The 12,501-nt window shown below is 41.0% G+C and carries 11 protein-coding genes; 3 read left to right on the plus strand and 8 right to left on the minus strand.

What is annotated here, in order from left to right; translation table 11 throughout:
- The first annotated feature begins 179 nt into the window (after nt 1-179).
- From IE056_RS12005 to secDF, 3 genes are all read left to right on the plus strand, one after another.
- Nucleotides 180-1,166 (plus strand): DUF6588 family protein, encoded by a 987-nt coding sequence (locus IE056_RS12005; protein ID WP_189604952.1) that lies wholly within the window; start codon nt 180-182, stop codon nt 1,164-1,166.
- 92 nt (nt 1,167-1,258) lie between these two features.
- On the plus strand, nt 1,259-2,191 hold the full coding sequence (mdh, locus tag IE056_RS12010; protein WP_189604953.1) for a malate dehydrogenase: 933 nt from the start codon (nt 1,259-1,261) through the stop codon (nt 2,189-2,191).
- Nucleotides 2,192-2,447: 256 nt separating this feature from the next.
- Nucleotides 2,448-5,423, plus strand: a complete 2,976-nt coding sequence (secDF, locus tag IE056_RS12015; RefSeq protein ID WP_189604954.1) for a protein translocase subunit SecDF — start codon at nt 2,448-2,450, stop codon at nt 5,421-5,423.
- 422 nt (nt 5,424-5,845) lie between these two features.
- Here the strand turns inward: secDF and IE056_RS12020 are convergent, their stop codons facing one another.
- The 8 genes from IE056_RS12020 to IE056_RS18505 form a co-directional block, all read right to left on the minus strand.
- Nucleotides 5,846-6,334 carry a DUF192 domain-containing protein gene (locus IE056_RS12020; protein ID WP_189604955.1) on the minus strand — a complete coding sequence of 163 codons (489 nt, stop codon included), beginning with the start codon at nt 6,332-6,334 and terminating at the stop codon, nt 5,846-5,848.
- The gene (gene lgt, locus IE056_RS12025; RefSeq protein ID WP_189604956.1) at nt 6,334-7,155 is read right to left on the minus strand and encodes a prolipoprotein diacylglyceryl transferase; all 822 of its coding nucleotides are present in this window, start codon (nt 7,153-7,155) and stop codon (nt 6,334-6,336) included. Before lgt ends, IE056_RS12020 begins: the two co-directional genes overlap by 1 nt.
- A gap of 45 nt (nt 7,156-7,200) precedes the next feature.
- On the minus strand, nt 7,201-7,452 hold the full coding sequence (yidD, locus tag IE056_RS12030) for a membrane protein insertion efficiency factor YidD (RefSeq protein WP_189604957.1): 252 nt from the start codon (nt 7,450-7,452) through the stop codon (nt 7,201-7,203).
- 18 nt (nt 7,453-7,470) lie between these two features.
- On the minus strand, nt 7,471-8,955 hold the full coding sequence (gene cysS, locus IE056_RS12035) for a cysteine--tRNA ligase (protein WP_189604958.1): 1,485 nt from the start codon (nt 8,953-8,955) through the stop codon (nt 7,471-7,473).
- 39 nt (nt 8,956-8,994) lie between these two features.
- Nucleotides 8,995-9,672, minus strand: a complete 678-nt coding sequence (folE, locus tag IE056_RS12040) for a GTP cyclohydrolase I FolE (RefSeq protein ID WP_189604959.1) — start codon at nt 9,670-9,672, stop codon at nt 8,995-8,997.
- Between the two features lie 153 nt (nt 9,673-9,825).
- On the minus strand, nt 9,826-11,319 hold the full coding sequence (locus IE056_RS12045; protein ID WP_189604960.1) for an OmpP1/FadL family transporter: 1,494 nt from the start codon (nt 11,317-11,319) through the stop codon (nt 9,826-9,828).
- Nucleotides 11,320-11,338: 19 nt separating this feature from the next.
- Nucleotides 11,339-12,298, minus strand: coding sequence for a hypothetical protein (locus IE056_RS12050; protein WP_229793745.1), 960 nt, complete (start codon nt 12,296-12,298; stop codon nt 11,339-11,341).
- Nucleotides 12,295-12,501, minus strand: a 207-nt coding sequence (locus IE056_RS18505; RefSeq protein ID WP_229793746.1) for a hypothetical protein, incomplete at its 5' end; no start/stop codon positions are given. The genes IE056_RS18505 and IE056_RS12050, both read right to left, overlap by 4 nt.

The raw sequence follows: 12,501 nt of genomic DNA on the forward strand, positions 1-12,501 counted from the left end.
TCAAATTTTGTAGGAAGGTGAATTTTTTGCGGAAAAATCAAAATATCCGAAAGCTGAAATATTGCAGGGATTTAGAACTGCAACCGGCCTGTTAATGGCTGTAAGAAAGAAAAAAGGACGATATTCTGCTGTTATTTTTTACTACATTTACCCCTGATTAACCCCCAAATTTTAGAATCTTGAAAAATACTCTTAAATGCACAGCTTGTCTTGTGTTGTTTTGTGCTTCTTTTTCTGTAAAAGCACAAAATGATGTAGGCCTTTTTATTAATGATATGCTTAAGGTTGCAGATGACTTCGCTTCCCCTGCGGCCGAAGCTGCTACTTTTCAGTCTGGAGCCGGTTGGTTTACTACGGCAAAGAGTCTTGATTTATGGCAGGTAGAAATTTCAGTCCATGGGAATGCGCTTTTTGTGCCTGAAGATAAAAGAACTGTTGCTATCTCAAATGACAATTACCAGACATTCCATATCCAGGGCGCTACTGCAGCCGATATACCTACCGGTTTTGGTGGTACTACAGATGTAATTTTTGAAGGGCAGATCCAATTTCTTGGACAAACCGAGGATTTCACTTTTGATGCTATAGATGGAATCGACAAGAAGATGGTTGCGCATCCTTTTATCCAAGCTTCTGTAGGACTTCCTTATCATACAGATCTTTCTGTGCGTTTCCTGCCGGAAACCACGATAGATGATATAAGTGTTAGTACGTATGCAGTGGGCTTAAAGCATAACTTTAATCAATATTTTAATTTTTCACGCCCTACAGATTTTCAGTTTGCTGCCCTGATAGCTTACAGTAAATTTGATGTTTTATATGAATATGATCCCATTGAACTGGAGCGTATTGTGAAGTTGCATGATATTGAGGTGGATGCAGATCTTTGGTTGTTCCAGTTGCTTTCATCCAAAAGCTTTGATAATTCGGGATGGGAATTTCTTGCAGCCGTGGGTGTGACCAATTCAAATTTTAATTATACAATGGGTGGTTCCGGGGTGGCTTTGGCGCCTTTGAATAATGCTTTGGGAACCCTTGATAATAATGAAAAAGAGTTCAAAGGTGATTTGGGGATCAATTACAATTTTTCCGATTTTACAATCTCTTCGGCCCTTAGTGTGGGAAAATTTTATAACCTTAATTTAGGCCTGCATTTCAGGCTCTAAAAACGCCTCTTTTAGCTCCATATTTTGCGTAAATCTGTAATAGAATTCGTATTTTAGCAACTAGTACTAATCTTTACAAAAAACCATATAAAATGAAAGTTACTATAGTAGGAGCTGGAGCCGTTGGTGCCAGTTGTGCAGAATACGTTGCTATTAAAAATTTTGCTTCAGAAGTGGTTCTGATCGATATTAAAGAAAACTATGCTGAAGGTAAAGCAATGGACCTGATGCAAACTTCTTCTTTGCTTGGCTTCGATACCAAAATAACAGGAAGCACTAATGATTATTCAAAAACTGCCGGAAGTGATATCGCAGTGATCACCAGTGGTATTCCCCGTAAACCGGGAATGACACGTGAAGAATTGATAGGGATCAATGCAGATATCGTGAAATCTGTTTCTTCCAGTTTAATTGAGCACTCTCCGGAGGTAACTATTATAGTGGTAAGTAATCCAATGGATACCATGACTTACCTGGTACACAAAACTACAAATCTTCCCAAGAACAAGATTATAGGAATGGGTGGAGCTTTAGACAGCGCCCGTTTCAAGTATAGAATTAGTGAAGCTTTAGATTGTCCTTCTTCTGACGTTGACGGAATGGTAATTGGAGGCCACAGTGATACCGGAATGGTGCCATTGACAAGACTTGCTACCAGAAACAGTGTACCGGTTTCTAAATTCTTATCTGAGGACAGGATCAGTCAGATTTCAGAAGATACTAAGGTTGGTGGAGCTACTTTGACCAAAATGCTCGGAACCAGCGCATGGTATGCGCCTGGGGCTGCAGTTTCTTCCCTGGTGCAGGCAATTGCGTGTGATCAAAAGAAAATGTTCCCTTGTTCAGCTTTATTGGAAGGTGAGTACGGCCTTAATGATCTTTGTATTGGGGTTCCTGTGATCCTCGGTAAAAACGGAATTGAGCAGATCGTGGAAATCGAGCTTGATGATGCTGAAAAGGCAAAACTAAAAGAAAGTGCTGAAGGAGTGTCTAAAACCAATGGACTGCTGGATGTTAAAAGCTAGTATGCAGCTGTAAATATTATAAAAATCCAAAAAGGGATCCGCTTTAAAAATCGGGTTCCTTTTTTTGTTTATAAGAGCAGGAAAGCCTTTATGAGAGTGCTCTGTAATGGAGCCGGGGAAGTATGTTATTCACAGGTTTTTAGAGACTTCCCTGGATCCTGAAAGAGTTAAATTTTTCAAAAAAAAATTGTTGGGATTTCTTATTCGAAAGCCTATATTTGTCCGTTTTAAAAATTAGACCATAAATTAAACAATAATGCAGAACAAGGGATTAGTTAAGGTGTTCGCAATTTTATTCGGGCTGGTATGTCTTTATCAGCTTTCATTTACGTTCATTACGAATAAAGTTGAAAATGATGCCGAAGCGTTTGCGGAACAAAAAATCGGGGAGGATGTAGAGAATTATCCTCAGGTAAGGGAAACCGTTCAACAGAGGTATCTTGATTCCATAGGAAATCAGGAAATCATTGCAGGCATCACCTATGAGTCAGCAAAAGACAAGGAATTAAATAAGGGTCTTGACCTTAAAGGAGGTATCAATGTGATCCTTCAGGTTTCTGTTAAAGATATTTTACGCGGCCTTGCCAACAACACCAACGATCCTGCATTCAACCAGGCATTGGCAGAAGCAGATCGTGCACAGGCTAACAGCCAGGAAAATTATGTAGATCTGTTTTTTGATGCTTACGAGAACATTCCCAATGCTCGTTTAGCGTCTCCGGATGTTTTTGCAAATAAGACATTGAGTGATGAGATCAACTACGAGATGTCAAATGACGATGTTAAGCCAATCATCCGAAGAAAGATTGATGAATCCATTGGTTCAGCATTTGAAGTATTACGTAAGCGTATAGATAAATTTGGGGTTACACAGCCAAACATTCAGCGGTTAGGAAATTCAGGAAGGATCCTTGTGGAACTTCCGGGAGCAAGGGAAATTGATCGTGTGCAGGCTCTTTTGCAAAGTACTGCAGAACTTGAATTCTGGCATGTATACAACAGCAACCAGTTCCAGAACTTCTTTGTTCAGGCCAATAACACGCTAAAAAATATTGTTGCTGAAGAAACCGAAACCGAAGTTGATACTACAGATGCTCCGGAAGACGAAATTGATGCTCTTCTTGCAGCTGCCGAAGATACTACCGAAGTAGCTTCTCAGGTGAATCCTTTGTTTGATGCCATGGTGCAGCCAAACTTTCAGGGAGGTCCTGTTCTTGCAACTTTCACTGCTGCCGATACTGCAACGGTGAACAGTTACCTTAAAATGTCACAGATTCGCTCTTTACTGCCTTCAGAACTAAGGGAGGTGAAATTCGCGTGGGGGATCACCGATGAGAATAGTGATGTGGTGCCCTTGTATGCTTTAAGAGGTAACAGACAAAATGAGCCAGCATTAGGTGGAAGTGTTATTACAGATGCTATCCAGACGTACGATCAGGTTGGTAGAGTAGCGGTAAGTATGCAAATGAATGGAAGAGGAGCGAAGATATGGGAAGAAATGACCGGACAGGCTTCTGCAAATCAAACTTCCATTGCAATTGTACTTGATAATGTAGTGTATTCTGCACCAAGTGTTTCCAGCGGACCAATATCTGGTGGAAGAAGTGAGATTACAGGACAGTTCAGCATTAGCGAAGGTCAGGATTTAGCAAACGTATTAAGAGCGGGGGCTCTTCCTGCTTCAGCAGATATTATTCAGAGTGAAGTAGTAGGGCCATCATTAGGTCAGGAAGCAATCGACAGCGGGATCATGTCTTTCGTGATTGCATTGATCCTTGTCTTGCTTTGGATGATCTTCTATTATGGTAAAGCCGGACTTTATGCCGATGTAGCTCTTGTAGTAAACATCCTTTTTATCTTTGGTATTCTTGCAGGGCTTGGCGCAGTACTAACCTTGCCGGGTATTGCTGGTATTGTATTGACAATAGGTATTTCGGTAGATGCGAATGTGCTTATTTTTGAACGTATTCGCGAAGAACTTGCGAAAGGAAAAGTGCAGAAAGATGCCATTAAAGATGGTTTCAGTAATGCTTTGTCTTCTATTCTTGATGCCAACATTACTACCGGTCTTACAGGTTTTATTTTATTGATCCTTGGAACAGGACCAATTAAAGGTTTTGCCACTACTTTATTAATAGGTATTGCGACCTCTTTATTTACTGCTATTTTCATCACAAGGTTATTCATTGACGGATATGGTAAAAACGGTAAATCTTTAGAGTTCTCTACTGGGGCAACCAAGGGATTATTCAGTAATGTTAATATCAATTTTCTCGGAAAAAGAAAAGTTGGATATATCATTTCAGGTATTTTAATTCTTATAAGCGTAGTTTCTTTATTAACGCAAGGATTAAACCAGGGAGTTGATTTTGTGGGAGGAAGAAGTTACACTGTAAGATTTGACCAAACAGTGAATCCAACGGAAATTGAAAGAGATCTGATCGCTGAATTTGGTAGTGCAAATGCCAAGACTTTCGGTGCTGCAAACCAGATAAAAGTGACTACTAAGTATAAAGTAGAAGAAGAAGGAACTGAAGTGGATAATGAAATCCAGCAGAAATTATACTCAGCGCTTCAGCCTTATTTACCTGCAGATTTGAGTTATGACAACTTCGCTGTTGGGGAAGGGGAAAGAGAGCTGGGAATTATGCAGTCCCTTAAAGTAGGTCCATCTATTGCAGATGATATTAAGCAGGCCTCTATCTGGGCTGTTTTAGGATCGCTGTTGGTGATCTTCCTTTATATCCTGTTGCGATTTAGAAAATGGCAGTTTAGTTTAGGTGCCGTAGCGGCTGTAACTCATGATGTGTTGATCGTATTGGGTATTTTCTCCCTTACGTATAAGTTCATGCCATTTAACATGGAGATAGACCAGGCGTTTATTGCTGCTATCCTAACCGTGGTTGGGTACTCGCTGAACGATACCGTGGTAATCTATGACAGGATCAGGGAATTTTTCAATGAACATACCAGCTGGGCAGCAAACGATACCATCAACGCCGCTGTAAACAGTACCATAAGCCGTACCTTGAACACCTCGCTTACCACTCTTGTGGTGTTACTTGCGATCTTCATCTTTGGAGGAGAAAGCATTAGAGGGTTTATGTTCGCGTTAATTGTAGGTGTGATCGTTGGTACTTATTCTTCTGTATTTATTGCAACTCCTGTTACATACGATACAATGAATAAAAGAAATGCAAAGAAGAAATTGAGTGAAGCAGAAGCTGCGTAAGCTTTAGCGGATAATCAATTCCGGGTTAAATAATCAATGCCATCTGAGAGAATCAGGTGGCATTTTTTTTTGGTACAAGGTCAGATTGTAGTAGAATCTTACGGACGGTTAGCTTTATCTGCATCTGGAAGGTACTGGGAATGGGTAATAATCAGAAGAAATAGGAAGACTGAGGGCTTTGTACAGCGCAAGGAGTAGGTTGTGCTAATGAGTGAAAAAGGTACTTTACGGTATCGATTGATGGAGCTGGAGTGAAAGGAAGGACGTAATGGTGAGTTGAAAGAGGGAGGGAGTAATGTTTCAGAAATGATGTGTTGGTATTTTTACAATACACTAATACCTGAAGCCGTCCGAATCATTGAATCCGGGAAAAAATGAGGTCAGAAAAAGCCTTTCAGAAATACATCAGAGAGACTGGTTATTTAGTCTTTTTCGAAGTCGATTTTATCACCCGTTTCAATATTCCATTCCTGAACGAGTCCGGCATTAATTTCCAGGATAAACTGTGCCGGTGCTTCTGAAGGCAGCGGAGTTTCATCCAGAGGTTTTGCATTCTCCTGAAAACTCACTGCAGTGCTGTCACTGCCGAAATAAATAATATCCAGGGGAATATAGGTGTTCTTCATATAAAAAGCACGTGGCGCTTCCTGGTCATACAGGAACAACATTCCCTGGTTTGTTGCCATGCTCTTTCGGTACATGAGCCCTGTTTCTCTTTCAAAAGTAGTTTCTGCAAACTCTATATCCAGTTTTTGTATAGTGTCCCCATCCGTTTTTACAAGGTAGAGTTCTCCTTCTTTAGTGAACTCCACAGGCTCAGTTTCGATCACTTCCTGTTCTGGATCATCATTACAAGCTGTAAGAAGAGTGCCGCAAAGAAGAAGGCTTAGAAGGAAAGGTTTCTTTTTCATTATACACGATGTTTTGTTGAAGTCCGGAACATAAAATAGAAACCGGCAAGGATAAACGGAATACTTAGCCACTGTCCTGTATTAAGCGCCCAGGTTGCTCTTTCTCCGACCTGTGGTTCTTTCATGAACTCCACAAGGAATCTTACAGACCATAACAGCACGAGGAATAATCCGAAAATATAGCCTAATTTTGTTCGCTTTTCAGTTTTCCAGTAAGTAAGCCATATGATAATGAATACCAGAAGATAACCAACTGCTTCATAGATCTGCGCCGGGTGCCGGGGAAAATCTTCTCCCAGTTGCTGGAAAACAACTCCAAAATCACTATTTGTAGGCTTCCCTATTATTTCTGAATTCATGAAATTCCCTATTCTTACAAAGATTCCGCCGCAGGCAACAGGGATCACAATCCTGTCCAAAACCCATAAAACAGGCTTATGCAGCACATTTCTACAGTATAGGTACATTGCAGTAATAATTCCTATGGCTGCCCCATGACTTGCCAGTCCTCTGAAACCTGTAAATTGAAATTCCGGTTCAAAGCGTACGGGTAGAAAGATTTCGAGGAGGTGATTTTGAAAATAGTCCCAGTCGTAAAAAATAACATGCCCCAATCTTGCACCTATTAGGGTTGCCAGAACGGTATAAATAAAAAGGGAGTCCAGCTTTTCCAGCGAAACTCCTTCCCGTTCATAAATATGCTTCATCAGGTACCAGCCAATGGTGAAGGCAACCACAAACATTAAACTGTAGTAATGAATGGTGAAAAATCCCAAATCTATTCCTTCGGAAGGATTCCAGTAGATCTTAGTAAAGAGCATGCAGTAATATTAAGGTTTGAGGTAAAGATACATATTTGTTGGTTTTCAGGAATTATTTTCCTCCTGAAGTTTCTCCGGAACAGGATCATAGCCCGAACCACCCCAGGGATGGCACCGGGCAATGCGTTTCAAGCCCAGCCAGCTGCCTTTAAAGGCTCCGTATGTTTTGATGGCTTGTAGTGTATAACTGGAGCATGTGGGAGTGTATCTGCAGGTTGCAGGTGTCAGTGGAGAAATAAAATGCTGATAAAATTTTATCAACCAGATCAACGGGTATGATAAATATTTCTTCAGCATAAGATCATTTTAAAAATATTAGCTCACAAAAAAAGTAGTGCCTTCTTTGCCGTCTTTTAACTGAATTCCCATCTTTTGCAGTTCATCCCGAATTTGATCGCTGGTGGCAAAATCTTTGTTGGCTCTCGCTTCTGCTCTTAATTTTATTAAAAGCTCCACGGTGCCCGAAAGTTTTTCAGAAGAATCATTGGCTGCAACATGGATGTCTACCAAACCTAAAACTTCAAAAATAAAATCACTCATGGTAGTTTTCAGCTGCTCAAGATCTTCAGAAGTAATAGAAACTTTTCCTTCTTTAATGCTGTTTATCTGCTTTACAGCTTCAAAAAGATTTGCAATAAGTATTGGGCTGTTAAAATCATCATTCATGGCATCATAGCACTTCTGTTTCCATTCCGATACATTAAAAGAACTGGAATTGGAATTGGGAAGTTCATCCAGAAGATGATAAGCATCCATGAGTCTGTGGAATCCTTTTTCGCTTGCCAGAAGGGCTTCGTTAGAAAAATCTAGAATACTCCGGTAATGCGCCTGTAGCATAAAAAATCGTGCTACAGTAGGAGGGAAGCCTTTTTCAAGGTTCTCGTTGTCCCCGCTAAAGATTTGAGTTGGAAGAATGTTATTTCCGGTGCTTTTGGCCATTTTCTTCCCGTTAAGGGTAAGCATATTGGCGTGCATCCAGTAATTCACCGGAGTCTTTCCGGTTGCTGCCTCTCCCTGTGCGATTTCACATTCGTGATGTGGAAATTTGAGGTCCATTCCGCCACCGTGAATGTCAAATTCTTCACCTAGGTATTTGGAGCTCATTACCGTACACTCGAGGTGCCAACCCGGAAAACCGTCGCTCCATGGGGAAGGCCAGCGCATAATGTGCTGCGGTTCTGCCTTTTTCCAGAGGGCGAAATCCTGCGGATTCCTCTTGTCGCTCTGTGCTGTAAGTTCGCGGGTGTTCGGGATCATGTCTTCCAGCTTTCGACCGCTAAGTTTTCCGTATTCGTGGGTTTCGTTGAATTTCAGTACATCGAAGTAAACAGATCCGTTCACTTCATAAGCATAGCCTTTTTCAAAGATCTCTTTGATGATCTCGATCTGTTCTACAATATGTCCCGTCGCCGTTGGTTCAATGCTTGGCGGTAGATTGTTGAATTTCTGCAGGATGTTGTGAAAATCAACGGTATATTTCTGAACCACTTCCATGGGTTCTATCTGCTCAAGCCTTGCTTTTTTCGCTATTCGGTCTTCGCCCGATTCAGCATCATTTTCAAGGTGTCCTGCATCTGTAATATTTCTTACATAACGCACTTTGTAACCAAGATGTTTAAGGTATCGAAAAACAAGGTCAAACGAAATAAAGGTACGGCAATTACCCAGGTGTACATTGCTGTAAACCGTAGGGCCACAAACATACATTCCTATGTTGCCTTCATTAATTGGTTTGAAGATTTCCTTGTCTTTTGAAATGGAATTATAGATTTTTAATTCCTGCTGCTTGTAAAGTGCCATAAATAGAAGTGTTACTCCAAATTTTTAACTGAGTTTGACTTAAAATTCGGTATCCAGATTAATGTAATCCAGGAAATCCCTTCTTGCTTCGGGATCTTTAAATTTTCCGCCGTACTCACTGGTAACCGTACTGCTTTCTATATCACGAATTCCGCGGCTGTTCACACACAGGTGTTTTGCATCGATCACACAAGCAACATCCTCAGTTCCCAGCACTTCCTGTAATTCTTTTACGATCTGCATGGTAAGTCTTTCCTGTACCTGGGGTCTCTTGGCATAATAATCAACAATCCTGTTCATTTTTGAAAGACCTACCACTGTTCCGTTGGAAATATATCCCACATGTGCTCTTCCCACAATAGGAAGCAGGTGGTGCTCACAGGTAGAATAGAGAGTAATATTCTTTTCTACCAGCATTTCGCCGTACTTGTATTTATTTTGAAAAGTAGAAGCCTTTGGTTTTTCATCGGGATGTAATCCACTAAAGATCTCATTGACAAACATCTTTGCCACCCGGCGGGGAGTTCCCTTCAGGCTGTCATCGGTAAGGTCTAAACCTAAAGTATCCAATATTTCCTTTACATTATTCTGGATAATTTCAATTTTTTCAGCATCACTTTTTTCGAATGCATCCTCCCGCATTGGGGTGTTGGTATTAGGACTTACAAAAGCATCACCCATCTCATCCAGGGTTTCATCTATATTATCTTTTTTCATATTTCTTTTTAAAAAAGTCGAAAACTTCGGTTTAGGCTTGCAAAGATACATATTAAAACCCTTTTTTGACAATCAAGGTGTATCGCAATTGTTTATACTTTGATAAAATAAAAAAAGCAGCCGTAAAGCTGCTTTTTGGAATCTTAATATCGTTTATATCCCAAAACTAAGAGTAAGGGTATAATTTGAATTGGTTCTATTGATAAGGGCGGTATCTGTAAGGCCTACCTGGTATAGCTGCGGATTTCTTTCCTGGTCGTAAGCATCGTAAGCAAAATCCAGTCTCGCATTTCCGAAGTTATAACCAACTCCAAGGGAATAGCCTTGAAGGTCTCCAATGGTAGTTTCATTCTGGTAAGGGCTTTCTTCAAATCGATATCCACCTCTCAGGCTGAAGGCTTCTATTCTATATTCTCCCCCAATCCTGTAGGTAGAAGCAGCCTTTAGATTCTGTTCCATAAGGGTGTTTTGGGCATTAAAGCCGGGATCTCCCGTGGGCTTAAATTTATTGTTCGAGTAATCTTTGTAAGAGTAATCAAAGCTGATCAGACCCTGAGTGCCAAATAGCACAGCCAAACTTCCGGTATATTTTCCGGGGGTTTGAAGGGTGTACTCCGGATAAATGTTGACAATATTCGGGTTCACAACAGCTTCATTGGTTTCAAGATACTGTGTGGTTTCTTCTGAAATAGAGTACCAGGTAGGGGATTCATACGAAGCACCCAGTCGAACTCTGTTGCCAAGCCGGGCGATTCCACCAAGCTGAAATGAAAATCCGCTTCCTACAGTTCTTAAATTATCTTCAAAATAAATGGAGTTTATAGCGCCTCCGTTTTCGTTTAGCTCATCCATGATGGTCACTCTCTCGTAATCAAGGAAGTGGCTGTTCAGGTTAAGCCCCAGGTAAAGGTTGTCCTGAAACTGGGTAGCGAAGTTGAAGGAGAATTTTCCATTCATTCCGGTAGCAGCATACGTATATTCCTGATCATAAGTGCCCTGGGCTACGGCAGAATTATAAGTCCTGTTCTCCATATCATCTGGATTATCTGCATTAATGATATATCCCTGATATCCTAATAGTGCTTGCTGCGATCCATATCCTTCATTTTCACCAAGCCATGAATACAGACTAGATACTGTTTCGTCATCCATGGGCATTAGTAGATCTAATGGCACACCATTGGCATAATCGAGAAAATAATTTCCAATGGAAGTAGGAGCATTTGTTCCCGCAATCAAGTAATCATCTTCAAAATCGGAGGTTTTGGCGTAATTGAAACCTATGGTAAATTTTCTCCAGGCGTTACTTTCGTTGTTGCTGTCGAAAACAAATACAACCCCGGCCTGTCCCAGGTCAAGATTGTTGTTTGAATTTGAAGTAAACCCATCAAAATAACTTACCTCATTTTCTTTATTAGCCACATCTAAAGAAATACTTCCAAAGCTTCTTAGAAATACTGCAGATCCTGCAGGATTCACGTTCAGCGAAGAAAGATCTCCGCCTAAAGCTCCAAAAGCACCACTCATGGCTCTGTACCTTGCTGTACCGTATAAGTCTGAGCTGGAATAACGCACAGCGTCGTTAATATTTTGAGCCTCCATAGCCACACTGGTGAGGGCTATGAAGGCAAAAATTAATCTTTTCATTTAAAAATAGGTTTTAGTTTTAGTTTCCTCTTCCTCTGCTGGATCTTGAAGACCCACTGCTGGTTCCTGAAGATCTGGAGCTTGAAGAAGACGATCTTACAGCAGGAGTGCTTCTTGAAGTTGAACTGCTTCTTCGTACCTGGCTGGAAGTATCATAAGATCTTGAACTTCTGGTGCTTCTTGCCTGCGTACTTCTTTCCGAAGATCTGTTGCTGCGATAAATGGAATTCGAATTACTTCTGGCTCTGCTTTGAGGAGATTCTACTCTAGAAGTCCTGGTGCTGTACGTCCTGCTATCGCTGGAAGATCTGTTACTTCTTAATACAGCAGAACTACGGTCTGCACGTACCCCTCTTGAATTTGCATAGCTCTGAATTCTGGAAGAACGAGCCTGAGAATTACTCCTTAGATTATTGTTTGCATTCGAATAGGTGTCACGACGGCTATTGCTGTAGGATACATTATTACGGCCATAATAAGAATTTCCGTAGTAGTTTCCATACCCGTAGTAAGGGTTGTTATAAGCCCATCCTGCATTCCATCCCCAGCGGTTCATCCCCCAATGATTCCAGCCAAAGCCCATATTCCATCTCCATGGATTGTGGTGCCCATAGCCATATCTCCATTGGTTCCATCCGAAACCGTATCCATATCCAAATCTATCCATCCAGAAGGGATCATAAAAACCTCCTGCATAGTAAGGTCCCATATAAGAACCGTAGAAATATGGACTGTTGTTATAAATATTAATGGCGATCTCATCCGGTTGGTCTCCCCATGGAGCGTTGCCTCCCTGGTAAGCGATCCTGTCCTGCATGAATGATTCATCTTCATACATTCCGGCTGAACTATAATCATCTATATTGGTGAAAATAGCCCCTTCTTCAGGTATATTACTATACTGCTCTGCCTGTTGGGCAAACAATTGCTTGTAGTACAAAGCTTCTTCGTAAGATTCATCATAATCATTGGTCGTCACAGCCTCCCGGTTTTCCGCGGAATATATCCCATCGTGCTCATAACCGGCGTACTGGTACGAACCACAGGAAGCCAATAGTAAAAGAGCAGGGGCCAAAAACGAGGGCACTGAAAAACTATCTCTTTTGAGGTAATTTTATGAAAGCGATCAAGCAAAAAAGTATTTTTGACTTGGTCGCTTTTTTTGTGGGTGATTTTTTGAGC

This window comes from Salinimicrobium marinum, assembly GCF_014651535.1.
GTDB lineage: Bacteria > Bacteroidota > Bacteroidia > Flavobacteriales > Flavobacteriaceae > Salinimicrobium > Salinimicrobium marinum.